25 protein-coding genes are annotated in these 25,455 nt (G+C 65.3%); 8 read left to right on the top strand and 17 right to left on the bottom strand.

All coding sequences use genetic code 11. From position 1 onward, the window contains the following. Nucleotides 1-17 precede the first annotated feature (17 nt). The 4 genes from fabF to gmk all read left to right on the top strand — a co-directional run bounded on the left by fabF (nucleotide 18) and on the right by gmk (nucleotide 4,353). Nucleotides 18-1,283 carry a beta-ketoacyl-ACP synthase II gene (gene fabF, locus ABIB99_RS34040; RefSeq protein WP_135215283.1) on the top strand — a complete coding sequence of 422 codons (1,266 nt, stop codon included), beginning with the start codon at nucleotides 18-20 and terminating at the stop codon, nucleotides 1,281-1,283. 125 nt (nucleotides 1,284-1,408) lie between these two features. After that, a complete protein-coding gene (mltG, locus tag ABIB99_RS34035) occupies nucleotides 1,409-2,686 on the top strand; it encodes an endolytic transglycosylase MltG (protein ID WP_135215284.1) in 1,278 nt (425 codons plus the stop codon). Nucleotides 2,687-2,802: 116 nt separating this feature from the next. After that, nucleotides 2,803-3,690: a YicC/YloC family endoribonuclease gene (locus ABIB99_RS34030; protein ID WP_063983695.1), complete on the top strand. Its 888-nt coding sequence runs from the start codon at nucleotides 2,803-2,805 to the stop codon at nucleotides 3,688-3,690. Nucleotides 3,691-3,693: 3 nt separating this feature from the next. Then, nucleotides 3,694-4,353: a guanylate kinase gene (gene gmk / locus ABIB99_RS34025; RefSeq protein WP_063983694.1), complete on the top strand. Its 660-nt coding sequence runs from the start codon at nucleotides 3,694-3,696 to the stop codon at nucleotides 4,351-4,353. On the opposite strand, the gene ABIB99_RS34020 is transcribed toward gmk, so the two are convergent. The 17 genes from ABIB99_RS34020 to lptF all read right to left on the bottom strand — a co-directional run bounded on the left by ABIB99_RS34020 (nucleotide 4,286) and on the right by lptF (nucleotide 19,133). Beyond that, nucleotides 4,286-5,533, bottom strand: a complete 1,248-nt coding sequence (locus tag ABIB99_RS34020; RefSeq protein ID WP_135215285.1) for a hypothetical protein — start codon at nucleotides 5,531-5,533, stop codon at nucleotides 4,286-4,288. The genes gmk and ABIB99_RS34020 overlap by 68 nt on opposite strands. Before the next feature lie 151 nt (nucleotides 5,534-5,684). Then, entirely contained in the window at nucleotides 5,685-6,197 is a 513-nt protein-coding gene (locus tag ABIB99_RS34015) for a hypothetical protein (protein ID WP_071914655.1), read from the bottom strand. Nucleotides 6,198-6,225: 28 nt separating this feature from the next. Then, nucleotides 6,226-7,572 carry a caspase family protein gene (locus tag ABIB99_RS34010; RefSeq protein ID WP_071914653.1) on the bottom strand — a complete coding sequence of 449 codons (1,347 nt, stop codon included), beginning with the start codon at nucleotides 7,570-7,572 and terminating at the stop codon, nucleotides 6,226-6,228. A 189-nt stretch (nucleotides 7,573-7,761) separates the two neighbouring features. Beyond that, the gene (locus tag ABIB99_RS34005) at nucleotides 7,762-7,980 is read right to left on the bottom strand and encodes a hypothetical protein (protein WP_071914651.1); all 219 of its coding nucleotides are present in this window, start codon (nucleotides 7,978-7,980) and stop codon (nucleotides 7,762-7,764) included. A gap of 60 nt (nucleotides 7,981-8,040) precedes the next feature. Continuing rightward, entirely contained in the window at nucleotides 8,041-8,217 is a 177-nt protein-coding gene (locus ABIB99_RS34000; protein WP_223153591.1) for a hypothetical protein, read from the bottom strand. A gap of 36 nt (nucleotides 8,218-8,253) precedes the next feature. Next, nucleotides 8,254-8,445 carry a hypothetical protein gene (locus tag ABIB99_RS33995; protein ID WP_063983688.1) on the bottom strand — a complete coding sequence of 64 codons (192 nt, stop codon included), beginning with the start codon at nucleotides 8,443-8,445 and terminating at the stop codon, nucleotides 8,254-8,256. A gap of 106 nt (nucleotides 8,446-8,551) precedes the next feature. Continuing rightward, the gene (locus ABIB99_RS33990; protein ID WP_063983687.1) at nucleotides 8,552-8,767 is read right to left on the bottom strand and encodes a DUF6894 family protein; all 216 of its coding nucleotides are present in this window, start codon (nucleotides 8,765-8,767) and stop codon (nucleotides 8,552-8,554) included. A gap of 48 nt (nucleotides 8,768-8,815) precedes the next feature. After that, the gene (locus tag ABIB99_RS33985) at nucleotides 8,816-9,526 is read right to left on the bottom strand and encodes a Crp/Fnr family transcriptional regulator (protein WP_071914649.1); all 711 of its coding nucleotides are present in this window, start codon (nucleotides 9,524-9,526) and stop codon (nucleotides 8,816-8,818) included. Between the two features lie 242 nt (nucleotides 9,527-9,768). Continuing rightward, a complete protein-coding gene (locus ABIB99_RS33980) occupies nucleotides 9,769-10,005 on the bottom strand; it encodes a hypothetical protein (protein ID WP_028157550.1) in 237 nt (78 codons plus the stop codon). Nucleotides 10,006-10,077: 72 nt separating this feature from the next. After that, on the bottom strand, nucleotides 10,078-10,239 hold the full coding sequence (locus ABIB99_RS33975; protein WP_028147743.1) for a Flp family type IVb pilin: 162 nt from the start codon (nucleotides 10,237-10,239) through the stop codon (nucleotides 10,078-10,080). Nucleotides 10,240-10,407: 168 nt separating this feature from the next. Continuing rightward, nucleotides 10,408-11,466, bottom strand: coding sequence for an alcohol dehydrogenase (locus tag ABIB99_RS33970; protein ID WP_135215287.1), 1,059 nt, complete (start codon nucleotides 11,464-11,466; stop codon nucleotides 10,408-10,410). A gap of 22 nt (nucleotides 11,467-11,488) precedes the next feature. Further along, complete coding sequence (gene rsmA / locus ABIB99_RS33965; RefSeq protein ID WP_135215288.1) at nucleotides 11,489-12,346, bottom strand: 16S rRNA (adenine(1518)-N(6)/adenine(1519)-N(6))-dimethyltransferase RsmA; 858 nt, start codon at nucleotides 12,344-12,346, stop codon at nucleotides 11,489-11,491. After that, nucleotides 12,346-13,380 carry a 4-hydroxythreonine-4-phosphate dehydrogenase PdxA gene (pdxA, locus tag ABIB99_RS33960; protein ID WP_354179801.1) on the bottom strand — a complete coding sequence of 345 codons (1,035 nt, stop codon included), beginning with the start codon at nucleotides 13,378-13,380 and terminating at the stop codon, nucleotides 12,346-12,348. The genes rsmA and pdxA overlap by 1 nt, the downstream gene beginning before the upstream one ends. Further along, nucleotides 13,380-14,315, bottom strand: coding sequence for a peptidylprolyl isomerase family protein (locus ABIB99_RS33955; protein WP_071914642.1), 936 nt, complete (start codon nucleotides 14,313-14,315; stop codon nucleotides 13,380-13,382). Before ABIB99_RS33955 ends, pdxA begins: the two co-directional genes overlap by 1 nt. A gap of 68 nt (nucleotides 14,316-14,383) precedes the next feature. Continuing rightward, nucleotides 14,384-16,870, bottom strand: coding sequence for an LPS-assembly protein LptD (locus ABIB99_RS33950; RefSeq protein WP_354179799.1), 2,487 nt, complete (start codon nucleotides 16,868-16,870; stop codon nucleotides 14,384-14,386). Next, on the bottom strand, nucleotides 16,870-17,967 hold the full coding sequence (lptG, locus tag ABIB99_RS33945; protein ID WP_063983680.1) for an LPS export ABC transporter permease LptG: 1,098 nt from the start codon (nucleotides 17,965-17,967) through the stop codon (nucleotides 16,870-16,872). Before lptG ends, ABIB99_RS33950 begins: the two co-directional genes overlap by 1 nt. After that, on the bottom strand, nucleotides 17,964-19,133 hold the full coding sequence (lptF, locus tag ABIB99_RS33940; RefSeq protein ID WP_354179796.1) for an LPS export ABC transporter permease LptF: 1,170 nt from the start codon (nucleotides 19,131-19,133) through the stop codon (nucleotides 17,964-17,966). The genes lptG and lptF overlap by 4 nt, the downstream gene beginning before the upstream one ends. Before the next feature lie 341 nt (nucleotides 19,134-19,474). Here lptF and ABIB99_RS33935 point away from each other — a divergent pair, with 341 nt between their 5' ends. From ABIB99_RS33935 to ABIB99_RS33920, 4 genes are all read left to right on the top strand, one after another. Next, nucleotides 19,475-20,974 carry a leucyl aminopeptidase gene (locus ABIB99_RS33935; protein ID WP_063983678.1) on the top strand — a complete coding sequence of 500 codons (1,500 nt, stop codon included), beginning with the start codon at nucleotides 19,475-19,477 and terminating at the stop codon, nucleotides 20,972-20,974. Nucleotides 20,975-20,980: 6 nt separating this feature from the next. Beyond that, nucleotides 20,981-21,433: a DNA polymerase III subunit chi gene (locus ABIB99_RS33930; protein ID WP_014495779.1), complete on the top strand. Its 453-nt coding sequence runs from the start codon at nucleotides 20,981-20,983 to the stop codon at nucleotides 21,431-21,433. 166 nt (nucleotides 21,434-21,599) lie between these two features. After that, nucleotides 21,600-22,088, top strand: a complete 489-nt coding sequence (locus tag ABIB99_RS33925; protein WP_028147753.1) for a hypothetical protein — start codon at nucleotides 21,600-21,602, stop codon at nucleotides 22,086-22,088. Nucleotides 22,089-22,601: 513 nt separating this feature from the next. After that, a complete protein-coding gene (locus tag ABIB99_RS33920; protein ID WP_354179794.1) occupies nucleotides 22,602-25,451 on the top strand; it encodes a beta strand repeat-containing protein in 2,850 nt (949 codons plus the stop codon). Nucleotides 25,452-25,455 lie beyond the last annotated feature (4 nt).

Here is a 25,455-nt window from a genome sequence, read left to right as displayed (position 1 = left end):
ATGCGGAGTTTTCGAATATGAGGCGGGTTGTCGTCACTGGTCTCGGCATGGTGTCGCCGCTCGGCTGCGGCGTCGAACCGACCTGGAAACGCATCCTCAACGGCGAAAGCGGCGCACGCAGGATCGAGAGCTTCGATGTCTCCGATCTTCAGACCAAATACGCCTGCACCGTCGTGCGCGGCGACGGCACGAACGATACTTTCAATCCCGATACCTGGATGGAGCCGAAGGACCAGCGCAAGGTCGACGACTTCATCATCTTCGGCATGGCCGCAGCCGGCCAGGCGCTCGATGATGCCAACTGGCATCCCGAGACCGAAGAGGACAAGTGTGCGACCGGCACCATGATCGGTTCCGGCATCGGCGGCCTCACCGGCATTGCCGAAACCGCGATCCTCCTGAAGGAGCGCGGACCGCGCCGGGTGTCGCCGTTCTTCATTCCGGGCCGTCTCATCAATCTTGCCTCCGGCTACGTCTCGATCGCGCACGGCCTGAAGGGGCCCAACCATTCGGTGGTCACGGCCTGTTCGACCGGTGCACATGCGGTCGGCGACGCCGCCCGCCTGATTGCGCTGGGCGATGCCGACGTCATGGTTGCCGGCGGCGCCGAGTCGCCGATCAGCCGGATCGGCATTGCCGGCTTCAATGCCGCGCGCGCGCTCTCGACCGGCTTCAACGAAACGCCCGAGAAGGCATCGCGCCCCTACGACAAGGACCGCGACGGCTTCGTGATGGGCGAGGGCGCCGGCGTCCTCGTCCTGGAAGAACTCGAGCACGCTCAGCGTCGCAGCGCCAAGATCTACGCCGAGGTGATCGGCTACGGTCTTTCGGGCGATGCCTATCACATCACCTCGCCGTCGCCCGATGGCGATGGCGGCTTCCGCAGCATGGCGGCAGCGCTCAAGCGCGCCGGCCTCACGGCATCCGATCTCGACTACATCAACGCCCACGGCACCTCGACACCGCTCGGCGACGAGATCGAGCTCGGTGCGGTCGAGCGGCTGCTCGGCAACGCCGCTTCCAAGGTCGCGATGTCCTCGACCAAATCCTCGACCGGCCATCTCCTCGGTGCCGCCGGCGCGATCGAGGCGATCTTCGCCATTCTCGCGATTCGCGATAATGTCGTGCCGCCGACCATCAATCTGGACAATCCGTCGGTGGAGACTGCGATCGATCTCGTGCCGCACATTGCGAAGCAGCGCGAGGTCAACGTCGCGTTGTCGAATTCTTTTGGTTTTGGCGGTACCAACGCGTCGGTGATCTTCCGCCGCCTGGTTCATTAGTTTGCGTTTGAAACGAATCCACCGTTTTGCCGTATTCAGCGATAGTCATACCCCGTGGGCGCGTGCATTGGCTCGACAAGCGATTGTCTGGCCGCGATTGAACCGGCAGGATTCAGGTTGCTTCGATGAGTGAAAGGCCGCCCATTTCGCCCCGGAGTCCGCGGGCAGCGCTGGAGCCCGAGCAGGTTCCGCCGCCGCCGAGGCGATCGGACCGGGCGCGCAATCCCTTCGTGATCGTCGGCAACGCCATCATCACCCTTCTGCTGATCGCCATGCTCGGCGCCGGCGGCGTCTACTATTACGGCCGGCAATTGCTCGAGGCGCCGGGGCCGCTGAAGGAAGACAAGATCGTCAACATCCCGCAGCGGGCCGGTAAGCGCGACATCGCCGAGACGTTGAACCGGGAAGGCGTGGCCGACGTCAATCCGTGGGTGTTCATCGCCAGCGTCGCCGCGCTGAAGGCGAGCTCGGACCTGAAGCCGGGTGAGTATTCGTTCCAGAAGAACGCCTCCTTGCGCGACGTCATCGCCACCATCGTCGAGGGCAAGGTGGTGCAGCATTCCGTCACGATCCCGGAAGGCCTGACCTCCGAGCAGATCGTGGCGCGGCTGTCCGACAACGACATCTTCACCGGCAGCGTCCGCGAGTTGCCGCGTGAAGGCACGCTGCTGCCAGAGACCTACAAGTTCCCGCGCGGGACCCCGCGCGATCAGGTGATCCAGCGCATGCAACAGGCGCACAAGCGCGTGCTGGCCGAGATCTGGGAGCGCCGCAGCCAGGACATTCCGGTGAAATCGCCGGAGCAACTGGTGACGCTGGCCTCGATCGTCGAGAAGGAGACCGGCAAGCCGGACGAGCGCAGCCGTGTCGCTGCCGTATTCGCCAACCGGCTCAAGCAGAAAATCAAGCTGCAGTCCGATCCGACCATCATCTACGGCCTGGTCGGCGGCAAGGGTACGCTCGGCCGTCCGATCAAGCGCAGCGAGATCACGCAGCCTTCGCCCTACAACACCTATGTGATCGAGGGACTGCCGCCCGGCCCGATCTCCAACCCCGGCCGCGCCTCGCTGGAAGCCACCGCCAACCCGGCCCGCACCCGCGACCTCTATTTCGTCGCCGACGGCACCGGCGGGCATGCCTTCACCGAGACCTACGACGCGCACCAGAAGAACGTCGCCAAGCTCCGCGCGATGGAGAAGCAGATCCAGAACGACACGGTCGAGCCGGCCGAGGATGCGCAGCCGCCGGCGGCCGCCGCGCCCGGCGCGGCCGCGGATCCGCCGACCGCGACCACGCCGGCGCGGCCCAATCAGCAGAAAAAGCCGCCAGCCGCTCGCCCCGCCAATCCCGCGCCCGCCCGCCAGGGCGCGGTGCAGCCGTCGCCGCCGGTGGTCCAGCGCTAGGTTCGCGCAGATCTGCCTGCCGGACTTTGCGGATTCCACTTTCCCGCAAAATAGTCTTAAGATTCGCGTGGCCTGATGGGCCTCGCGAATCCTGAGTTTCCGGAGAAATTGACCTGATGGCGCTGTCGTCCATGACCGGCTTTGCCCGAAGCCACGGCGCTAGCGGGCCGTATACGTTCGAATGGGAATTGAAGTCGGTCAACGCCAAGGGCTTTGACCTCAGGGTGCGGTTGCCGCAGGGGTTCGACGAGCTTGAGGCCCACGCCAAGAAGCGCGCCGGCGAGCTTTTGTCGCGCGGGACCGTCTACGCCAATCTCAACGTCAAGCGCGCCAACGCCGCAGCTTCCGTCCGCGTCAACGAGGACGTGCTCAATGCCGTCCTGAAGGCGGCCGCGATGATCGCCGGCAAGGTCGATGCGGTCGCGCCGAGCGTCGACGGCCTGCTCGCCATCAAGGGCGTCGTCGAGGTTGCCGAGCCCGAGGGTGACGAGGAGGAGGACAAGGCCGCGCGTGCCGCCGCCGCGGAGGCCTTCGACAAGGCGCTCGCCGATCTCGTCGAGATGCGCAAGCGCGAGGGCACGTCGCTCGGGCAGATCCTGACCCAGCGGGTCGACGAGGTCGAAGTGCTGGCGAGGAAGGCGGAAGCTGCGCCGGGCCGCAAGCCCGAGGCGATCAAGGCGAGGCTCGCCGAGCAGATCGCGACCCTGCTCGACACCTCCGACCGGTTCGATTCCGACCGCCTGATGCAGGAGGCGATCCTGATCGCCACCAGGGCCGACATCCGCGAGGAGCTCGACCGCATCGCCTCGCACATCGCGCAGGCGCGCGAGCTGATTGGCAAGGGCGGCCCAATCGGCCGCAAGCTCGACTTCCTGGCGCAGGAGTTTCACCGCGAGGTCAACACCTGCTGCTCGAAGTCGAACGACATCGAGCTGACCAATACGGGCCTGGCCATGAAGAACGTGGTCGAGCAATTCCGCGAACAGGTCCAGAATCTGGAGTGATCGATGACGACGGGCGGTCACGGAACTGACGGTGTCGAGCGGCGTGGATTGATGTTCGTGCTGTCCTCGCCGTCGGGCGCGGGCAAGACGACGCTGTCGCGTCTGCTGATCGACCGCATGCCCGGCCTGCGGATGTCGGTCTCCGCGACCACGCGGGCGATGCGGCCGGGCGAGGTCGACGGCCGCGACTACCTGTTCGTCGACAAGGCCAGGTTCGGCGCGATGGTGAAGGGCGACGAGTTGCTGGAATGGGCGACGGTGTTCGACAACAGCTACGGCACGCCGCGTGCGCCGGTCGAGGCGGCGCTGTCGGCCGGGCAGGACGTGCTGTTCGACATCGATTGGCAGGGCACGCAGCAGCTCCGCGAGAAGGCGCGCGCGGACGTCGTTAGCGTGTTCATTTTACCGCCCTCGGCCGCCGATCTCGAGAAGCGGCTGCATTCGCGCGCGCAGGATTCCGACGAGGTGATCCGCAAGCGCATGAGCCGCGCCAGCCACGAGATGAGCCACTGGGCCGAGTACGACTACATCGTCATCAACCACGCGGTCGACGAGGCGTTTGCCGAAGTGCAGTCGATCCTGAAGGCCGAGCGCCTCAAGCGCGAGCGGCGGACTGGCCTCGTTGGTTTCGTACGAGGTTTGCAAGGCCAGCTTCAAGGTTAGGCTTCGCGAGGCGCGGTCCTTCCTGCGCCAGCCGTTCCAGCATCGCCGTGATCACGTCGACGTCGACGGCGTCCTCGATCTGCACGTCGTCATCGCGATCGGCCGCCCCCTTGTCATTGATGTCGTTGGCCGCGAGCCGGGGGGCCGATGCCTCGATCTCGAACTCTCCGTTGAACATGTTGGCCTCGTCGAGCTCTGCGACCTCGTTGCGGGCTTGGGGCGCCCGCTGATCGACGGCATCGATCGCGTGATCGATCGCCTTGAGCTGCGCGGCCTTGGGCTGCGCGGCTTCGCGCTGGGCAGCTTGGGGACGCGCGGCCGCCTGGGGACGGGCGGCATCGAAATCCACCGGGCGCGGCTGCTGCGCGCGCGGCGCGGCAGTCGGCATCGCCTCGAGCCAGGGTGCGCGGCCGTCGTCGTGCGGCTCCCGATTGTCCCAATTGACGCGACGATCCTGGACGCGGACGCGTCGTCCGCCTGCGAAGCGATAGATGATGCTGGCGAGGAGGCCGGCGAGCGCCAGCGCGCCACCGATCACGAGCAGCAGCGTCTGGAGCGAGCCGGTCGCTTTATCGGTGGTGGCATCTGCCGCGGCAAGCGCGACCGGGGCGGGGGATTTTGACGGCTTCGCGCTCGGCGGTGCGGGCGAGGCGACAGGAGCGGGCGCAGCCTGCGGTGCGGGCGACGGAGCCGCGGCGGAGGCATCGGGCCAGCGCGTGGCGACCGGGGGCTGCTGCGCGTTGCTGTCGGCGGAGGGAGTGGCAGCTTGTTGCATCGGCGCCGGTTTCGCTGGTGCGGGCGCATTCGGCGGCGTCGGCGCGGTATTGCCCTGCGGCGTCAGATATTCGGCGCGTGCGTCCTGCACTGGGTGCTGCTGCTGCGGCGCTGCTGAATCTGCCGTCGGTGCATCGGGCGCAGCCTGCGCGGTCTGCACGGCCTTGGCGCTGTCCTTGCTGCCTTCGGCGCGCAGATACCAGCATTGCCGCTTGCTCCCGCGCTCCAGGCGATAGTACCAATGCTGCCCCTGCGGCGCGACGCCCTTTGGCGAGGCGAGGCAGTCGCTGGCGGCATTTGCCGAGCTCGTTGCCTCCGGCGCATTCTGCGACACGGCGGCCAGTGGTGCGCCGGCGATGATGCTGCCGACAAGCGCAGATATGAACTTCGCGGTGCGGTTGCCCATCCTGGTCTCCCGATTACGCATAACGCAACTCTTTACCTTCCCTTTGTCATCAAAGACTTGGGTGGCAATGAGCCGCAAATCCGGAGAGGATGTGGCTTGAATCGGGCCTGCGCGGCGTTCGTTCCGCCGCGAATTCAGGCGTTTTCGAGGGCTATTGCTTCGCCGAACTCCAGGTTCCGCCGCAGCCGTCGGAGCGTCGCCACGTTCCGGAACCACTGCGGCCCGCGAGCCGGCCCGTGCTGGTAAAGGTCACGCCCTGGCCCTGGCCGAACGTGCTGACCGAGCCGCCCGGGCTGACGGTTCCGCGAACGCCTTCGCCGATGATTTTGCCCGAGCTCACGACGACAGCGCCGCTCGTGCTGCCGCCGCAACCAATGCTGACGACCGCCCAGGCACCGTCGAAACCACCGCCGCCACCTCCACCGCCACCTCCGCTTCGCCGAGGCGACGAGCGTTCCTCGGTCGCCGGCTTGCTCCGGCGTGAGGGCGCCGCCGGTTCGGCCGAGCGGCCTGAAGAAGTATCCTGGCGCGAGCCGGACAACGACTTTTCGTCGTTGCCGATTGAGCCGCCGGCGCTGCCAGACTGCGCGAAGGCGGACGACGAGGCGAGGGCGAGGTTGAGGAGGGACGCAAGGGTGATCGTACGGACAACGGCATTGGGCATGAGGAAACAATCCGAAATGAAAAAGGTATCAGCGGCCGGAGCCGTCGGCGCAGACGGATCCGATAATGCGGCAAGCTTTGCCAGCCTTGCCGCATTCGTCAAGCGCGGCATCCCTGGCGTGCGGGATGCTGTCGCGCTGGACCAGCGACCAGGACTTGTCTGATATCGCGAACGCGCCGCAGCGGTTGCCGTAGAAGGAGAGCTCGATCGGACATTTGGCACCGGCGCAATTGCCGCGCGCATCCGCCACCGCCGCGCGCCGCGAGGCGTGGTTCCACGATATGCCCCATTTGCTGCTGTCGGGCCCGTACACGATCGAGCCCCACGGCTTCAGATCCTCCATCTTGCGCATCCGCAGCAGCAGGCCTTCGGTTGCCTCGCCCGTCGGCGCCATCGAGATCCTCTGCTGGAGCTTGGTGATCGCACGGGTCAGTCCATCGGGCGTGTCAGGATCGAAATTGAGCTCGTAGAGCCGCTCGCTCAATTCGCTCAGCAGTGCGGCATCGCGCAGCGGCACGCGATCGGGATCGGCGCGCAGCCGATCCGCCGGCAGCGGATCGGGTTGCATCGCCGCGACCTGCGGCGGCGGGCTTTGCGTCGGCGGTACGAAATAGAAGGTGCCGTCGATCGGCGAGGATGACACCCAGGGCTGCTGCGCGCCTGACGTGGCGCGCTTCACGGCGAGGCCGACCTGGTTGAAGGTCTGGAACACGTCGAGGCCCGCGGTCCGGACCGTCGCCGCCAGCGCCTTGGTGTAGGGGCTGTGGCCGTCGCTGCCGTCCTGCGCGACGTTGCCGGGCTGCGTCGCGTAGGAGATCAGCGTGCCCTCCGGCGCGCGCATCTGCGCAAGGCCGCCGTCGGAGGATCGCAGGCCGCGCGAGCCAAACGGGTTGTTGCGGCAGGCGTCGAGGATCACGAGGTTGAGGCGCGTGCCCGATCCCTGCATCTGCCGCAGCACGAGGTTGACGTCGGTCATCTGGAAATCGACATCGGCCTCGCGCGTCGGATTGGCGCCGACAGGCACGAGATAGTTGGAGCCGGCGACCTGCACGCCGTGACCGGCATAATAGAACAGCGCGACGTCGGCGCCCTGGACCTGCCGGCCAAAGCTCTGCACCGCGATGTCCATCGCGCCCTTGTCGAGATCGAGCTGGGCGCGCCCGCCGACCAGTGTGAAGCCGAGCGCGGCAAGCGTCTCCGACATCAGGCTCGCGTCCTTGGACGGGTTGTCGAGCGGTGTGATGTTCTTGTAGGCGGAGTTGCCGACGACCAGCGCAATGCGCTTCTCGGCCGAGGCCGGCGCCGCCCCGGCGATAAGCAGGGCTGCGGCCAGCGCCGCCAGCCCCACGACGCGATTGAAAATCCTCGCGCGCATGAAAACCCCCAAAGCGAAAACTCTTCAAGGCAATGACGCCAATCTACCAGCCCGGCGCCCCGGCGAAAAGCGGTGCGACATTCTGTGCAGGGCAATCGCATGGGAGCGTTACAGGCCGTCATGCCCGGGCTTGTCCCGGGCATCCACCCCGGGCCACGCACGCCGGAATGATGAGGGATGGATCGGTGTTTACTTCCAGACCGCCAGCGTCAGCGCTAGACACCCCAGCGCAGTGCCGATCAGCCCCACCATCGCGTAGGACTGCGCGAACACGCCGGTCTGGATGAAGACCTGACAGGCGATGGCGATGCAGATCGCGGCCAGCAGCAGGCAGGCGCAGCCGACGATGGTCGACAGATAGCGCATCGCGGTTGCGACGGGCCCTGCGGGTGATGCGGGATCGTTCATGCGGGGATACAACGGCGCGGCCGGCGGCGGTTACTCCGCCGCGGCGTGCACGCAAGAGCATCAGTCGCGGGCGCAGCAATCGACAAGTGCGCGCCAGATGCGCTGAACTTCGATGGTTCGCTGCAGCTCAAGGACGTGGTTCTCGCGTGCATGAGAGGATTTTTCCTCCAATCGTGATTCACGTGGTGCGATCCAGCGCTCGGATATCGGATCGTACCATTTGCCGATATTGACCAAGTTCGTGTCTCCTCTCTTCGATCCCCCTGGTCCTGACTATCCCATGCGCCTGTTCGTGGTGTTCTGGGTGATGTTGCCGTGCTCGGCCTGTTCGCGAATGTTCTGCTTCTCGTCGTCGCGATGGCCCTTGGTGGTGTCGAGCGGAATTGACGGCGTGCTGCCGGGACCCTTGTGGCTCTGGTTCTCCGCGGGAACAGGCTTGACCGTTTTCGTCAGCGGCTTCGTCATGGGCTTTGACTCCGTCGTTGCCTCACGAGATGCCAACGCATGGGACATTCGCGGCGTTCCAATTGGTGGTCTGATGTGATTGGTGCGGAGGCGACGGGAAGGGCTGTCAGCGAAACCGCCGTGTCACCATTGCAAGCACGAAGACAGGCTCGCTTCCGTCAAACACGCTGAGCGTCCAGCTGTCGCCGGGGCGCAGCGCATGCTCTACGTCGCGGGAGAGGCGGACGGCTTCGCGCCAGGCGGCATCGTCGTCGAGGAGCGTTTCACCGGTCGTGTCGGTGTGAGGTTGCTGGCCCTCGAAATGAAAGAAGTACCGCGCCATGTCGGGCAATGCAGGCCACGCGAATATGTTCCGGCTGCGTGGATCGTTCTAGCCCGCCGCGCGTCCCAGCACTTCGCGAAAGTGCTTCTTCACCGCACCGTTGCAGGTGCAGGCGCTTGTCTCGAGCGCTGGCGCATCGAGGATCAGGATGGCGCCGCGGCGGGTCGCGAGGATGCGCCTGGCCTTGAACGTCTGGATGACGCGGCTGGCATAGCTGCGGGAGACGCCGAGCATGCCGGCGAGCTGCTCATGGGTGAGGCGGATTTCGTCGCTGCCGATATGCTCTCGGGCCGCGATGATCCATTTCGCCGCGCGTTGTTCGATCGAATGCGCCGCGTTGCAGGCCGCTGTCTGGAGCAGCTGTGCGAACTGGCAGGCTGCGTAGCGCGAAAAGATCTCATGCATGCTGGGCGATCGCTGCTGCGCCTGCTCGAGCGCGCGCAGCGGCAGGCGGACCAGCGTGCCGCCGACCTTCACGACGACGCGGGAAAAGGCCGGGGACGGGCTGCGGCCTGCGGAAAGACCGACCCCGCCCTCGCGGCCCACCAGGAGACTTTCGACCTCGCGGTCATCCTCAACCGGCACCGCGAACGACACGAACGCAGGGCCGCAGGGGAAGTGGACCACGGAGATGCCGTCGCCGGCGTGATGCAGAACGTGGTTCGCGGCGACCTCGACCGATTGCAGGTGCGGCGCGAGCAGCTCGAAATCCTGGGCGCTGAGCGTTCGCAACAGATCGTTCCTGGGCCGGCCGGTCACTCTTCTTGTCTCTGGGCTCTTCGTTGGCCGGGAATCGGCGTCTCCAGGAAAAACCCTACGTTTCCGCGCAGGAACCGACAGTTCCAAAGTGAACACAAGTGTTTGCGGGAAACCGAAAAGTTCGCAGCAGCGAGGCGTCGCGCCGTCCAGCGTTGCCCGCAGGACACGCTGCGAACTTTGTTCTCATCCGGAGAACTACGGAATTTCCAAATGAGCCAGCGCTTGTGGGGCGCCGCGGGCTCTTATCCGAGACGGATCTGGCGTTCGGCCAAGAGGCGGCTTTGGGCCACCTGCTTGCGGTAGGCGCCGATCGCCTTGTTGGCGAGCATCAACTGCCGCCGCTCACCGGTCCTGAGCTGCGCTTCGATGGCATCCAGAATGGTGTTCGCGGTCTCGTCCGGAGGTCCGAGCTCGCCGCTCTGCTCCAGGAAACTCCAGGCGATGAAGAATGCGCTTTCGACGGTGCAACGAATGGACATGCGCTGCCAACGCCGTGTGGCCGCAGCCGTTCCGCGCGGCGACGTGCCTTCAGCGCGCGGGCTGGATTCTCGCTACTTCAGCGAGGTGCTGATCGAGCCGAACTTCAACTTCAACGACGAGCCGAGATTGTTGACCACGGCGATGATCGCGAGCGCGATGCCGGCTGCGATCAGGCCGTACTCGATCGCAGTGGCGCCGGTTTCATCGGCCAGGAAGCGGCGGATGGTCTGTATGGCCTCACCAGAATTCCAAAGAGAAAGCTGGCGAGGACTTTAGTTCGCGACGTGCCGGTTCCCCTGTTTGGAACCGGGGCTTGCGTCAATTCCGGGTTAATTCGGCCGAGGAAAACGCGGCGGCGAGATCTCATCTCGCCGCCAAGCCTGCCTGGATTTTCCTGCGCGTCAGTTCTTCAGCACAATGCGGCCGACGACCTTGCCGGCGCGCAACTCGTCGATCCATTTCTGGACGTCGCCCATCGGCTCCTCGCGCATCGGCGTCGGCTTGATCTTGCCGGCGCGGGCGAGCGCCATCAGCTCCTGGGCTTCCGCGAGCGTGCCGACCATGAAGCCCTCGACGGTCAGGCGCTTGTAGACCCATTGCACCATCGGCAGGGTGAACTGGCCGCCCATCAGGCCGGAGACGACGACCTTGCCGCCGCGCGCGGCGACCGCCACGGCAAAGGCCATCGACTTCTCATTGCCGGCGAAATCGACCACCTCGTCGAAGCCGCCCTCGGTTTCCTTCAGGATGCGCTTGATCACGTCGGGCTCGGACGGATCGTAGGCGACGGCTGCGCCGTTCTTCAGCGCGGTCTCACGTGCGGCCGGCGAGAGATCGGCCACCGTGATCGGCTGCTTGAACATCGCCTGCGCGAACGACAGGCCCATCATGCCGACGCCACCGAGACCGATCAGCAGCAGATTGCGCTGGCGCGGGCGGTCGACCAGGCGCTTGAGCGCGCCGTAGGCGGTCACGCCGGAGCACATCAGGGTCGCGGCCTGGTTGACGGGCAGGGGATCGTAGTCGAGCAGGTACTTTGCGTCGGGCACCAGCACGTGGGTGGCGAAGCCGCCGTCGATGGAGACGCCGAGGAAGCGCTGTTTCGCGCAAAGGTTCTCGTCGCCATTGGCGCAGTCGCGGCACTGGCCGCAGCCGATCCACGGGAACACCGCCTTCTTGGCTCCGACAAGGTTCGCCGGCACGTCCGAGCCGACTTCGTCGACCACGCCCGCGATCTCGTGGCCGAGCGTGAAGGGCAGCGTCATGCCGCGCGTAGTGTCGAGCTTCTTGCCGCCGCCGAGATCGGCATAGCCGTCCTGGATGTGCAGGTCGGAATGGCAGAGGCCGCAGCGCTCGATGCGCACCAGCACCTCGCGGCCTTTCGGCTTCGGCGTGTCGACGATGGTCTCGCACAAGGGCGCATCGAACTTGACCAGGGACTGCCGACGCATCAACGCCATATTCCTTCCTCCGAAATTCCTGTTATCCAGCTTGCTTTCGTATATCCGCCAATTCACGTGCCATGGCAACAAAGCCTGATATCGGAATGGTCTCGGCACGGCGCGTCGCATCGACACCTGCGGCGGCGGCAAGGCGAGCGGGATCCGCTTGAAGCGATTTCAGGCTTTGTCGCAGCATTTTTCGGCGCTGCCCGAAAGCGGCGGCTGCGACCTGTTCGAGCAGCTTGCGATCGCAAGGCAGGGGCTCTGCGCGCGGCACCAGCCGCACGACGGAGGAGGTGACCTTCGGCGGCGGCACGAAGGCCGACGGCGAAATGTCGAACAGGATCTTCGTCTCGCAGCGCCAGTTGGCGAGCACGCCGAGGCGGCCATAGGCCTCCTCGTCCTCGCGCGCCACGATGCGCTCACCGACCTCGCGCTGGAACATCAGGACCATCATGTCGTACCAGGGCGGCCAGGGGTCGGTCGTGAGCCAGCCGATCAGGAGCTGGGTCGCGATGTTGTAAGGCAGGTTCGCGACGATCTTTGCTCTTTCGCCATTGAGCAGCGGACGCGGGTCGAAGGTCATGGCATCGCCATGCACGATCTCGAGCCGGCCGGGATAGTGCGCGGAAATGTCCTCCAACGCAGGGATCGCGCGCTCGTCATGCTCGATGGCGATGACGCGTTTGGCGCCGAGCGCGAGCAACGCGCGCGTCAACCCGCCCGGGCCGGGACCGATCTCGACGATCGTGGAGTCCTCGAGCGGCGCGGCGGCACGCGCGATGCGCGCGGTGAGATTGAGGTCGAGCAGGAAGTTCTGCCCCAGCGATTTGCGTGCCGACAGTGCGTGCTGGCGAATGACCTCGCGAAGCGGCGGGAGGTCGTCGATCGCGCTCATCAGCTTTGCGCAGCCGCCATGCGGCTTGCGAGCTTGAGCGCGGCGATCAGGCTTGCCGGATTGGCCTTGGCCGTGCCGGCGATGTCGAAGGCGGTGCCGTGATCGGGCGAGGTGCGAATGAAGGGCAGGCCGAGCGTGACATTGACCGCGTCGTCGAAGGCGACCGTCTTGATCGGGATCAGCGCCTGGTCGTGGTACATGCAGACGGCGCAGTCATAGGTGCTGCGTGCGGCCTCGTGGAACATAGTGTCGGCAGGGAGCGGTCCCTTCGCCTCGATGCCGTCGCTACGCAACGCTTTGAGCGCTGGTGCAATCACGGTCTGCTCCTCGTGGCCGAGCGAGCCGTCCTCTCCGGCATGCGGGTTGAGGCCGGAGATCGCGATGCGCGGCCTTTCGATGCCGAAGCGGGATTTCAGCTCGGTCGCGACGATGCGCACGGTCGAGACAATGAGCTCGCTGGTGAGCTGGGCCAGCGCATCGCGCAAGGAGACGTGGATGGTCACGGGCACCACGGCGAGCCGCGGCGACCACAGCATCATCACCGGCTGCGGCACGCGGCCGTTCTTTGCGGTGAGCTCGGCGAGGTATTCGGTGTGGCCGGGATGGCGGAAGCCTGAGCGGTAGAGCACGCTCTTGGCGATCGGGTTGGTGACGACGGCGCCGGCGCGGCCTTCACGGACGTCGGCGACCGCTTGCCGGATCGAAGCGAGCGCGGCCGGCGCGCTCGCTTCATCGGGCTTGCCGGGCTCGGCTGTTGCACTCTCGCCCGTTGCGACCACGGGCAGGGCCTCGGTGAACGCGGCTGCGGCCTCGCCGGCGCTTACCGAGGCAATCCGGATATCGGCGCCGAGGGCCTTGGCGCGGCGAGCGACGAAGGCCTCGTCGCCGAGCAGATAGAAGGCGGGCAGGTTCAGTTCGCGGCGTCTGAGCCAGGCTGCGATCGTGATGTCGGGGCCGATGCCGGCGGGCTCTCCCAGGGTCAGGGCGAGGGGCTTCGAAGGCTTGATGGAAGGTTCTAAGGCGAAGTTGGCCATCAGCGGTTGCGATATTCGATCATCGCCGCTTTCCGGAGATCATCGAGATAGGCCTTCTGGGTCTTCTCGTATTTCTCCGAATACATCTTCTCGCGGACCTCGCGCTTTTTCGGCGTGTCGATCATGGTCGGCTTGCGCGAGCACAGCACGACCATCTCGATGCCCGCCTTGGTGACCTCCGGCGCGGTCAGGTGGCCGATCTGGGTGTCGTCGAGCACCTTGCGAAGCGCGTCGGGCAGTTCCGCGGTGGTCTTGGTGACGGTGTCGCGGATGGTGGCGTTCGGCGTTGAGCGGAACAGCGAATTGGCTTCCTCGCAGCTTCCGACACGCGAGCGATAGGTCTCGGCTTCCTTCTGCCGCGTCTCCAGGAACGCCGGGGACGAGCCGCGCGGCACGATCAGCACGATCGGCTGCATCTTGTACTCGGTGCCCTCGATCTGGAGCTTGTCGCCGGTCTGGGCCTGCACGGCCTGCGCGACGTCGCGCTCGCCGACCATCAGCTTCTCCTTGAAGCGGCCGCGTACGAGGCTGGTCCAGACCATCTCGGCCTTCATGCGGCCCTTCAGCGTCTCGGGGCGGACGCCCTTGACCTCGAGCGACTTGGTGAGCTGATCCGGCGTGATGCGCATGCGCTGCGCCATGCCCTCGTAGGACTGGTTGATGTCGGAGATGCCGGGGTCGACGCCGTATTTCTTGCCTTCCTTGAGCTTCACCTTGTCGTCGATCAGCTCGTTGATGACCTCCTGCCGGCTCGGGGTCTTCTGGGTCGTCAGCTGGTCGAGCTTGGAGCGCTGCTCGATGTCGAAATCGGTGATCGGGTCGCCGTTGACCATCACGACGATGTTCTGCGCGCGCGACGGCGCGGGCAGGCCGGTTAGGATCAACCCGGCACCGATGGCGAGGAGGAGGCGAAAAACAGGCAATTGGGTCGTCATGATTATCGCTCGCATGTCAGCCGGGATGAGCTCGCGATCGGGAGAGCCCGGCCGTCATTTCAGACGGTTCATTGGTAGCCGGCGGACGAGCTGGACCCGGTCGAGGTCGCCAGCGTGCGCAGGCCGATCTGGAACATGAACGCGTGGTTCAGCACGGGCGGCGCCGTGCCCGCAGAGTAACTATACGAAGTTACATAGTTCACGCCGAGCACGAAGCAATCGTCGACATAGCCCGCTCCGAGCACATACTGGTTGATCTTGTTGGCCTCGAGGTCCCAGCGCGCCGAGCCGGTCACCACCCAATTGGCCGCGACCTTGATCGAGCCCGAGGTCAGGATGCCCTCGCGCCGCGTCAGATAGCCGAGCTCCGGCTGCTCGGCGTAATTGCCGTACATCATGCTGACCGACCAGCGATTGAAGTTGGCGCGGCCTTCCGCCTCGAAGCGCTGCACGTTCCAGGTCTGCTCGTCCATGCGGGAGCGGACGCTGAACGTGTAGGTGCTGTTGGGTGAGTAGCTGGCGCTCGCCACGTAATCCGAGCGCGGCTTGTCGAGGCCGGAATCAAGGCCGGTGTTGATGGTGTCCTGGACCGTGTAGGAGTTCAGGCCGAACAGCTGGTAGGACTGGCCGAACAGCACCTTGACGGCGCCGCCCTTGTCGAACTGCGTGGTGGACTGCACGCCGACATTGGCGCGGCCGCCGCCCTCGACGCGGTCGTAACCGGAGAACTTGTCGACGCTGAACAGGTTCGAGGTGTCGAACACCATGCTCTGGGCGTCCTCGTTCGGGAACTTGCCGGCATAGGTCTCGTTCGGCCGGATGATGACCTGCGCGATCGGCTCGATGGTGGTCGAGCCCCAGGGCTGAACGTTGATGAAGGGATAGCGGTATTCGAGGCCGACGGTCGGCATCAGGCGGAACGCCTGGGTGTCGCCGACCGGCAGGTAGTTCGACACGCCCGGCTGGTTGGAGATCGAGGCGTTGATCGCGTCGGCGCGGAGGATGGCGAACGGCGTCCAGATCTCGCCGAACGGGTCGGTGTAGGACTTGCGCCACTGCGCTTCCGCCGTGAGGCGGGTGTAGGTGCCGGGGACGCCGCGCAGCAGGCACTGCGACGGCGTGCGCGCGAGCGGATCGGCCGACGTCGTCGTGCACAGGCTGTTGGTATTGGCGAGCGTGGTGATGGGATCGAACACCGCCGTGTCACGCGACAGGTTCGTGAAGTTGGTCTTGTAGCTGAACTCGCCGCCGAACACGGGATAGTTGAGCACGTTCGAATAGTCGATCACGGGATAGACGATCGGCACCTGGCTCTGGTTGCCCGAGTAGCTCAGCCAGTACATCGTGCGCGCATCGAAGAAGCTGCGATTGCCGACGCCGGTCAGATAGAGCTGCGACAATGCGTCGGTCGGCAGATACAGGAACGAGCCCAGCGGATCGCGGTATTGCGACAGGCGGTAGTCCGAGAAGAAGTAGTAGTCGGACATGACGACGCCGTCCCAGCCCCAGACCCACTTGTCGTTCAGCGCGAACTGACCCTTGGTGTCGACGGCGCCGCGGAACTGGCGGTCGCCGGGCTGGCCGGCGAGTGCGCCGGGGTCGAGTTGGTCGATGCCGTAGACTCGGATCTGGTAGGCGCCGTCCATCAGGCGCTGGCGGTACTCGGCCTGGAACAGCACGCCCTGCCTGGAGGTGATGCGCGGGCTGAAGGTCATGTCCATATCGGGCGCGATCGCCCAGTAGAACGGAACTTCGACGCCGTAGCCGAACGGCGTGTTCGACGTGAAGCCCGGCATCAGGAAGCCGGTCTTGCGCTTCACGGTCGGGTCGGGCGTCGAGAAATAGGGCATGTAGGCGATCGGCACGCCGAAGAATTCGAGCTGCGCCGTCTCGAAATACAGCATCTTCTCCTGCTGGTCGTGGATGATGCGCGCACCCTTGACCTGCCACAGCGGCGGCTTCTTCGGATCGTCCTTACACGGCGCGCAGGCCGTGTAGACGCCGTTCTCGAACACCGTGTAGTTGCCGCTGGAGCGGTCGGCGCGGCTCGCGGCCATGCGGGTCTGGTCGGCGGTGTCGACGCGCAGCGAATCGACGAAACCGTCGCGATAGTCGTCGGAGAGATCCAGGATCTCGGCATAGGTGATCTTGCCGTCGGCATCCGTCATGCGGACGTTGCCTTCGGCGTGCAGCCGCTTGGTCTTCTGGTCGTAGATGACCTTGTCGGCCTCGACGCTGGTGCCGTTGTAGAACAGCTGGACGTTACCGACCGCGGAGACGCGCGAATTGTTGTAGTCGTAGTCGACCTCGGTCGCCTGAACCAGCATCTGGTTGTCGTTGGCGACCTTCGGCGGCTTCGCACGCGGCGGCAGCGGATTGTAGGTGAAGCTCTGAGCCGAGGCCGGCGTCACGGCCGCAACGTCCATCAGCCCGCCGAGCGACGCCACGGCGGCGACAGCCAGCAGGAGCCGGCGAATGGACAAGCCGTATCCGTTCGCGCGCACCACAGTACGCTGCGTCAAACGAGACACGAGCCCTCGATGGACGGCAGTCACTAACCGTCCTCCTGATACAACAAGGCCAAAAAGCCGGTGAGGCCGCCCACCACCGCGGGCAACCACGCCGCAGCGATCGGATGCATCAACTCAGCCTTGCTCAAGTCTTCAGTCACTTTCGACAAAACGTAGAGCAGAAAGCCTGCGCCCACGCCACTCAAAACCATCTTCTGCACGCCGCCCATCCGGAAGAAACGCAACGACACGGAAGCCGCCAGCATCACCATGGCGGCCAGCAAAAACGGCTGTGCCAGGAGCTTGTGATACTGGAGTCGATAGCCGGCTGTCGCGAAGCCCGAGCTCTCCGAGGAGCGGATGTAGCTCGGTAGTTGCCAAAAGGACACAGTCTCGGGTGTGGAAAAGCTGTTGCGGATCTGGGCTTCGGTCAGCGTCGTCGGAATCTCCAACGTCGCCTGGTCGATCGGCGGCGAATCCAGCGAGAAGCGGCGCACCGATTTGAACAGCCAGTGACCGGACTCCAGCGCCGCCTCGCGCGCCTCGATCCGCTCCTTGAAATGCCAGTCCGTATCGAATCGGAACAGGGTCAGGCCGGTCAGCCGGACGCCCTGCTGCTCGCTGCGCGCCGCGTTGATGATGACCTGGCCGTCATTGGTGACCTGGTTGAGCCAGAAGCCGGAGGCGTCCTGGATGCCGCCGCCGGGGGCCGAGCCGAACAGCTCGGCTTCCATGCGCTTGGACAGCTCGCGCAGGTTCGCCGACATCGGATTGTAGGCGACGGTGGCGATCACCCCGATCAGGAGCGCGCTGCCGAGAGCCGGCGAGATGAATTGCCACGCGGAGATTCCGGCGGCGCGCGCGACCACGAGCTCGAGCCGGCGGGAGAGGGCGAGATAGCAGGTCATGGCGCCGATCAGCATGCAGAACGGCGTCAGCTTCTCCAGCAATTGCGGGACCCGGAACAGCGAGGTCTCGGCCACCATGATCGCGGAGGCGGATGCGAGCCCTGAGGTCTTGCGCACCATCTCGATGTAGTCGACCAGCACCAGCAGCAGGAAGATGCCCGCGAACACGCCGAGCGCCGCGACGACGAAGCGTCCGGCGAAATAGCGCCCGAGGGTGTTGGTGAGCATGCTCATGCGGCGACCGGCCGCCCGAACAGCCGCGCGATGCGCGCGTTCGACCTGTTGATGGCCTCCATGAGGCGGGGCGGCGGCTCGACCACGATGCCGCCGATGATCAACCACAGCCCGACACCGATGGCGCCCAGGACCATCGCGTATTGGAACAGCACTGGGCCAGGCGACTTCACCGCCATCACCGAGCAGGCGAATCCCGCCATGCGCAGGCCGAACACGGCGATCACGGAGCCGCCGATCGAGAAGTTGCGGCTTTGGCGCGTGGTGCGCGGCGCGCCGAGGAAGGCGAAGGTCAGCACGGCAAAGGCGAAGGGATAGATCGGCGCCAGCAGGCTGTCGTGCAGAGCCGAGCGGAACTGGCCGGGAATCTGCTTGTAGACCGGATCGTCCTCGGACGGGGAGAACAGCTCCCAGAGATAGCGCTCGCGGATGCCGAGGGTGACGTCGTGACCTTGGCCCGAGAATTTCGACATGTCGAAGCCGTAGCGGCCGAACGCCACCAGCGCGGGATCGCGCTTGCCGGCCTCGAAGCGCTGGAGATTGCCGTCCTTGAGCACCAGGAACGAGCCGTTGTCGTTCTTCACGACCTCGCCATGCTCGGCGACGATCGAGACGCGCTCGTTAGGATCACGGCGATCGTCGATGAAGATCCCGGCGAGGATGCCGCCGGGCTGGCGTTCGCGGATCCGGATCGTGAGGTTCTTGTCGAGCTGGGCGAAGCGGCCGGGCTGGAGGATGTTGGTGAGCACGTCGGCGGTGATCTCGGCGTCCCACTGCTTGATCCGCCGCATGCCGTCGGGGGCGAGATAGGCCGCGATGAAGGCGACCAGCAGCGCCACGACACAGGTGGCGTAGAAGAACGGATAGAACAGCCGGAACGGCGAGAAGCCGGCGGCATTCATCACGATGATCTCCGAATCGGTCGCGAGCTTGTTCAGCGTGTGCGAGATCGCGATCATCAGCGCGATCGGCGAGATGATCAGGACCAGTGCCGGCACGACGAGGCTGGTGATGCCGAGGAAGGTCAGGATGGTCTGACCCTGGCTCGTCATCAGGTCGATGCCGCGCAACGCCTGCGTAATCCAGATCACGCCGGTGAGGCTGACCAGGACCAGCGCAAACGACGCCAGCGTCGTGCGGAAGATATACCTATCGATTGACCCCATGCGCTACCGCACGAATCCCCACCAGCGCCCCAATGCAGGCCGGAAGTTCGGCTGCCCAACCAATCCCCGATCAGGAGATCCCCAAGGTCGGCCAACCACCTCTTCCACCGGCTTACTCTCTCACTACCATCCCTTTGATCCATCAACAAAATGGCTGCCCCGTGGCGCCGTCAATATATGGTTAATATTTCCCTCGTTGTGGCCCGGCGGCCACGGGGGTGCTTGGCAGCCACCGCGCCGGTGGCCCATAGTGGGGAAAGTCCAGTGAATCGTCGTTCAGCTCCGGCCCGTGGCCGGGTCCGCCCAGCGACGAAAAGCCCGATGTTTTGAAGGAGTTACCCATGTCCGATGCCATCAAGGTCGGCTTTGTCCCGCTGTCTGCTGCCGCCCGTGGCATTCTGGTCGTGTTCTGCGACGACACTCTGAAGCTCGGTCCGGCGACGGCCAAGGCACTCGGTGGCGCCACTGAGCTGGTCAAGCGGGCGGCCTCCGCCGCCGGCTTCAAGGGCAAAAGCGGCGCCGCGCTGGACATCCTGGCGCCGGAGGGGGTGAAGGCCACCCGCCTGGTCGTGATCGGCGCCGGCAAGGCGGCGAGCCTGAAGGCGAACGACTTCCTCAAATTCGGCGGCGTGGCGGCGAGCAAGCTTTCGGCCGCGGCCGCTGCCATGACCATCATCGCGGAACTTCCTGATGGCGCCATGACCAGCGAGCAGGCGGTTGCGATCGCCTCGGGCCTGCGGCTGCGCGCCTACAAGTTCGATCGCTACAAGACGAAAAAGAAAGACGGCGAGGAGGGCGGCTTGCGCGCCGACGTCTCGCTTGCGGTCGGCGATGCCACCGCGGCGAAGAAGGCGTTTGCCTCGGCCGGCCATGTCGTCGACGGCGTGATCATCGCGCGCGACCTCGTCAACGAGCCGCCGAACGTGCTTTTCCCCGAGGAGTTCGCGCGCCGCGCAGGCCTGCTCCGCAAGCTCGGCGTCAAGGTCGAGGTGCTCGACGTCAGGGCGATGGACAAGCTCGGCATGGGCGCGCTGCTCGGTGTCGGCCAGGGTTCGTCGCGGCCGAGCCGCACCGTGATCATGCGCTGGGACGGCGGCAAGAAGGGCGAGGCACCGGTCGCCTTCGTCGGCAAGGGCGTCTGCTTCGACACCGGCGGCATCTCGATCAAGCCGGCCGGCAGCATGGAGGACATGAAGGGCGACATGGGCGGTGCCGCCTGCGTCGTCGGCCTGATGCACGCGCTCGCCGCGCGCAAGGCCAAGGCCAACGTGGTCGGCGCCATTGGCCTCGTCGAGAACATGCCCGACGGCAATGCGCAGCGGCCGGGTGACATCGTCACTTCGATGTCGGGCCAGACCATCGAGATCATCAACACCGACGCCGAAGGCCGCCTCGTGCTGGCGGACGTGCTCTGGTACGTCGCGAAAAAGACCAAGCCGAAATTCATGGTGGATCTGGCGACGCTGACCGGCGCGATCATGGTCGCGCTCGGCACCGAGCATGCCGGCATGTTCTCCAACAATGACGAGCTCGCCGACCGTCTGCTCGCGGCCGGCATCGAGAGCGGAGAGAAAGTCTGGCGCATGCCGCTCGGCCCCGAATACGACAAGCTGATCGATTCCCAGTTCGCCGACATGAAGAACACCGGCGGCCGCCATGGCGGCTCGATCACCGCGGCGCAGTTCCTCCAGCGCTTCGTCGACGGCACGCCCTGGGCGCATCTCGACATCGCCGGCACCGCGATGGGCGCGCCGAAGACCGATATCAACCAGAGCTGGGGAAGCGGTTACGGTGTGCGTTTGCTCGACCGTCTGGTCGCCGACCACTACGAGCGCAAATGATCTGAGATGACCGAAGTCCTTTTCTACCATCTGCAAAACATGACGGTGGAGAACGTGTTGCCGCCGCTTCTCGAGAAATCGCTCGAGCGCGGCTGGCGCGTCGTGGTGCAGTCGACCTCGCCGGAGCGCGCCGACGCGCTCGACGCGCACCTATGGACCTACCGCGACGATTCCTTCTTGCCGCACGCGACATGGCGCGTGAACGATGCCGCCGATCAGCCGATCGTGCTGGCGATCGAGGAGGACAATCCCAACGGCGCCAATGTCCGCTTCCTGGTCGACAATGCCGCGCTGCCGCAGGACGCGCAGGGCTATGAACGCATGGTGCTGCTGTTCAACGGCGACGATCCGGATGCGCTGGCGTTTGCCCGGAGCGCCTGGACGGATTGCAAGGCGCGGGGATTTGATGTCACCTATTGGCAGGCCGACGAACGGGGCCGTTGGCAGCGCCGGAATTAGCGGTCGTCTGCAATTAATGATAATTTGCACTTTTCGGGCGATGCTGGCTTTTGTCACCTTCGTGCCGCAAAGTGATGTTGGGACAATCGCTTAGGGCCGGTCCTTCATGCGGGGAATTTAGTTTATCGTGCGACATCAAAAGCTTCCCAGCTCGCTCATAGTTGCGTTGGCTGCCGTAGCACCGCTGCTCGCGGGCTGCTCGGGGACCGACCTGTTGTCCAAGGATGCCCAGTGGTTCAACACGCCGAGCCGCCTGTTCATCAAGAGCATCTCAATCGAATCGCCACCACTGACCCCCGACAAGCCCGTGACGGCCGAGGATCTGGTCAGCGCCGACGGCGCCTGTCCCGGCATGACGCCGCCCCCTGGGCCGGCTGACGCCAATGCTTCGACGACGGCGCCGGCGCCCATGGGCGGCACGGTCGCGCTCGGTCACACCGAATGCGATGTGGTGCGCGGCATCGGGGCGCCCTCGACCGTCAATCTCTCCAGTGATGCCGCCGGTCGGCGCGTTGCCGTGGTCACCTGGAGCACCGGTCCGCGCGCAGGCATCTACACCTTCACGTCCGGCCGTCTGTCCTCGATCGAGGGCACGCCGGAAGCGCCTGTCATGCCGAAGGCGACCAAGCCGAAGCCGAAGAAGAAGTCGGCGTAAGGCGAACTCTCGCGTCCCGGACGCGCTGCAGCGCCATCAGCGCGTTCACGCGCGTCTTCGACGCGCTATGGGCTGCTGCGCAGAGCCGGGACCAGGTCTCTCTCGATCAAGTCTCTCTCGATCCAGTCTCTCTCGATCCAGTCTCTCTCGATCATGAGCCCCGGCTCAGCAGCGCACCACTATCGTGCTGCGCTGTGTCCGGCGCACGAGAGCACCGATCGAATTCGCCATCTCATCAAAACGAATGCGTCGTCGCTTCGAGCTGTGGCTTCTGCGCGCGCATCAATGTGTTGGTGGGACTCGCGCGCGCCTTCGAAAGTCACGCTGCCGTTATAAGTGATCGGCAATTCGTGATGTGAGAGCGTTTGCATCCGCTGTCGAAACCAGCCCGGAGGAAAACTGGAGGAAATCTCCAGAATAATCACGCGTGTCTAAAGCAGTGCTTCAAGTAAGACATCCGCACCACTGCTACGCATCGAGGGGAGGGGCTAGATCGATCGAAGGAATATTTGGATGTCTACTACCTCTGTTTTCTCCCCGGTTACGGGCCAGCTCACCATTTTCGGCGACAGCGCCAATAACGGCGTCGTGATCAGCCGCGACAAGTCGGGCCGCATTCTCATCAATAACGGGCAGGTGAAGACGATCGGTGGCGATCCCACCGTGGCCAACACCAATGAGATCGACATCTTCGGTCAGGGCGGCGACGACACGATCACCGTTAACGAATCCAACGGCCCAATGCCCGCGGTGCACATTTTCGGCGGCGACGGCAATGACAGGATCACGGGCGGCTCAGGTGCCGATTTGCTGTTTGGGCAGGCCGGCGACGATACGATCAAGGGCGGCGGCGGCAACGATCTGCTGTTCGGCGGCGCGGGCAACGACACGCTGGACGGCGGCAGCGGCGACAACCAGTTGTTCGGCGAAGCGGGCAACGACCTCATGATCTGGAATCCGGGGGGCGGCACCAACCTGTTCGAGGGCGGTGACGGCAACGACACCGCGCAGGTCAACGGAAGCAATGACCCGGAGACGTTCACGATCACGGCGAACGGCACGCGCGTGCGATTCGATGGGACAGGCGCCGCGCCATTTTCGCTCGACATCGGCACGACGGAGAATCTCGTGCTGCACGCCGGCGGCGGCGACGACGTCATCACCGCAAGCAATGGACTCGCCAGCCTGATCTCGCTGACGCTCGATGGCGGCGCCGGCAACGACAGGATCACCGGCGGCGACGGCAATGACCTCCTGATCGGCGGCAGCGGCGACGACATCGTCAATGGCGGGCGCGGCAACGACGTCGCGCAACTAGGGACGGGCGACGACACCTTCATCTGGAATCCCGGCGACGGCAGCGACACGGTCGAAGGCGGATCGGGCAACGACAAGCTGCTGTTCAACGGCGTCAACATCAACGAGACCATCAACATCTCGGCCAATGGCGGCCGGGTGCGCTTCACCCGCGACGTCGCCAACATCACGATGGACCTCAACAGCATCGAGCAGATCGAATTCGATGCACGCGGCGGCGCCGACAACATCACCGTCGGCGATCTCTCCGGGACCGGCGTCAAGCAGGTGCTGGTCGATCTCGGAGCCGTTCCCGGCGGCACGCAAGGCGACGGCGCGGCCGACACGGTGACCGTCAACGGCACTAACGGCGGCCAGCACATCGAGGTCACGTCCAACGGGACGACCGTGACGGTGACGGGCCTGCCCGAAGTCGTGACGATCGCGAATGCGGAAGCTGCCAACGACCGGCTGGTGATCCAGGCGCTCGGCGGCAACGACGTCATCGATGCATCGCTACTTGCTGCGGCGATTGGGCTGACCATCGACGGCGGCGCGGGCAACGATACCATCACCGGCAGTCAGGGCGCCGACACCCTGATCGGCGGCGACGGAAACGATAAGGTCACCGGTGGCAGCGGCAACGACGTCGCTCTTCTCGGCGCAGGCGACGACCTCTTCACGTGGAATCCCGGTGACGGTAGCGACACCGTCGAAGGTGGCGCGGGAACGGATACGCTGGTGTTCAACGGCTCCAATGTCGCGGAGAACATGTCGATCTCGGCGAATGGCGGCCGCGCGCTTCTCACCCGCGACGTCGGTGCCATCACCATGGATCTCAACGACGTAGAGCATGTGCAGATCGCTGCCGCCGGCGGCGCCGACAACATCACCGTCAACGATCTCTCCGGCACCGGCGTCACGCAGGTGGCGATCGACCTCAGTGCCGGCCCCGGCAGCCAGAGTGGTGACGGTGCGGCAGATCGTGTGACCGTGAACGGCACCGCAGGCGATGACAACATCTCGGTCACGACCGCTGGCGGATCGATCGTTGTCAACGGCCTTGCGGCGCAGGTGACCATCGCTCACGCCGATGCCGGTGACGTCCTGACCGTCAACGGCGGAGGCGGTAACGACGTCATCAATGCCTCGTCCATCAAGGCGGGGCAGCCGTTCAGCCTCAACATCAACGGCGGTGACGGCAACGACACCATCACCGGCAGTGCCGGCAATGACATTGTGAACGGCGGCCGCGGCAACGACGTCGCTCTTCTCGGCGCTGGCGATGATACCTTCGTCTGGAATCCCGGCGACGGCAGCGACATTGTCGAAGGCGGCAAGGGTACCGATACGCTGCTGTTCAACGGCGCCAACATCAACGAGAACATCAACATCTCGGCCAATGGCGGCCGGGTGCTGTTCACCCGCGATGTTGCTGCCATCGCGATGGACCTCAACGGCGTCGAGCATATCAACTTCAACGCCCTCGGTGGTGCCGACAACATCACGGTCGGCGACCTCTCCGGGACCGGCGTGAATCAGGTCAACCTCGACCTCGGCGCCAATGACGGCGCCGCGGATACCGTGACGATCAACGGAACCAGCGGCAGCGACGTCATCACGGTGACCGAGCACGACGGCATCATTACGGTGTCGGGGCTTGGCCAGGACATCAACATCACCGATGCCGGCACAGGTGACAGGATCGTGATCAACGGCCTCGATGGCGACGACGTCATCACGGCCTCCGGTCTGCACGGCGGCATCCAGCTCGTCGCCAATGGCGGCAATGGCGATGACGTCCTGATCGGCAGCCCCGGCAACGACACGCTCGCGGGCGGGGCGGGTGACGACGTGCTGATCGGTGGCGGCGGACAGGACGTCCTCGACGGTGGCCCCGGCAACAACGTCGTCATCAACGGGGGCGGGGCGATGGCGGCCGCGATGCTGCTCAACCAGGCCATGGCGGCAAACCTCGTTCCGGCAGGTGACGGTCACGGCGAGATGCCGTTGCCCGATCCACACGCGGCGCAGAGCCAGACCCTCGCACCGCCGCAGCACGCCTGACACT

Source organism: Bradyrhizobium sp. LA6.1, from assembly GCF_040547805.1.
GTDB lineage: Bacteria > Pseudomonadota > Alphaproteobacteria > Rhizobiales > Xanthobacteraceae > Bradyrhizobium > Bradyrhizobium barranii.
The sequence above is the reverse complement of the archived record's forward strand: the minus strand, read 5'-3'. Positions and strand labels throughout refer to the sequence as shown.

What these genes read in the sequence shown, in the direction of transcription:
- lptG (WP_063983680.1), bottom strand. Translation starts at nt 17,967, where the DNA reads ATGAGCATGCTCACCAACACCCTCGGGCGCTATTTCGCCGGACGCTTC.
- ABIB99_RS34010 (WP_071914653.1), bottom strand. Translation starts at nt 7,572, where the DNA reads ATGCGCGCGAGGATTTTCAATCGCGTCGTGGGGCTGGCGGCGCTGGCC.
- ABIB99_RS33990 (WP_063983687.1), bottom strand. Translation starts at nt 8,767, where the DNA reads ATGGCGCGGTACTTCTTTCATTTCGAGGGCCAGCAACCTCACACCGAC.
- ABIB99_RS33980 (WP_028157550.1), bottom strand. Translation starts at nt 10,005, where the DNA reads ATGTCCATTCGTTGCACCGTCGAAAGCGCATTCTTCATCGCCTGGAGT.
- gmk (WP_063983694.1), top strand. Translation starts at nt 3,694, where the DNA reads ATGACGACGGGCGGTCACGGAACTGACGGTGTCGAGCGGCGTGGATTG.
- ABIB99_RS33930 (WP_014495779.1), top strand. Translation starts at nt 20,981, where the DNA reads ATGACCGAAGTCCTTTTCTACCATCTGCAAAACATGACGGTGGAGAAC.
- ABIB99_RS34030 (WP_063983695.1), top strand. Translation starts at nt 2,803, where the DNA reads ATGGCGCTGTCGTCCATGACCGGCTTTGCCCGAAGCCACGGCGCTAGC.
- ABIB99_RS34015 (WP_071914655.1), bottom strand. Translation starts at nt 6,197, where the DNA reads ATGCCCAATGCCGTTGTCCGTACGATCACCCTTGCGTCCCTCCTCAAC.
- lptF (WP_354179796.1), bottom strand. Translation starts at nt 19,133, where the DNA reads ATGGGGTCAATCGATAGGTATATCTTCCGCACGACGCTGGCGTCGTTT.
- ABIB99_RS33920 (WP_354179794.1), top strand. Translation starts at nt 22,602, where the DNA reads ATGTCTACTACCTCTGTTTTCTCCCCGGTTACGGGCCAGCTCACCATT.
- ABIB99_RS34005 (WP_071914651.1), bottom strand. Translation starts at nt 7,980, where the DNA reads ATGAACGATCCCGCATCACCCGCAGGGCCCGTCGCAACCGCGATGCGC.
- pdxA (WP_354179801.1), bottom strand. Translation starts at nt 13,380, where the DNA reads ATGGCCAACTTCGCCTTAGAACCTTCCATCAAGCCTTCGAAGCCCCTC.
- rsmA (WP_135215288.1), bottom strand. Translation starts at nt 12,346, where the DNA reads ATGAGCGCGATCGACGACCTCCCGCCGCTTCGCGAGGTCATTCGCCAG.
- ABIB99_RS33970 (WP_135215287.1), bottom strand. Translation starts at nt 11,466, where the DNA reads ATGGCGTTGATGCGTCGGCAGTCCCTGGTCAAGTTCGATGCGCCCTTG.
- ABIB99_RS33935 (WP_063983678.1), top strand. Translation starts at nt 19,475, where the DNA reads ATGTCCGATGCCATCAAGGTCGGCTTTGTCCCGCTGTCTGCTGCCGCC.
- ABIB99_RS33955 (WP_071914642.1), bottom strand. Translation starts at nt 14,315, where the DNA reads ATGACGACCCAATTGCCTGTTTTTCGCCTCCTCCTCGCCATCGGTGCC.
- ABIB99_RS33995 (WP_063983688.1), bottom strand. Translation starts at nt 8,445, where the DNA reads ATGACGAAGCCGCTGACGAAAACGGTCAAGCCTGTTCCCGCGGAGAAC.
- mltG (WP_135215284.1), top strand. Translation starts at nt 1,409, where the DNA reads ATGAGTGAAAGGCCGCCCATTTCGCCCCGGAGTCCGCGGGCAGCGCTG.
- fabF (WP_135215283.1), top strand. Translation starts at nt 18, where the DNA reads ATGAGGCGGGTTGTCGTCACTGGTCTCGGCATGGTGTCGCCGCTCGGC.
- ABIB99_RS34020 (WP_135215285.1), bottom strand. Translation starts at nt 5,533, where the DNA reads ATGGGCAACCGCACCGCGAAGTTCATATCTGCGCTTGTCGGCAGCATC.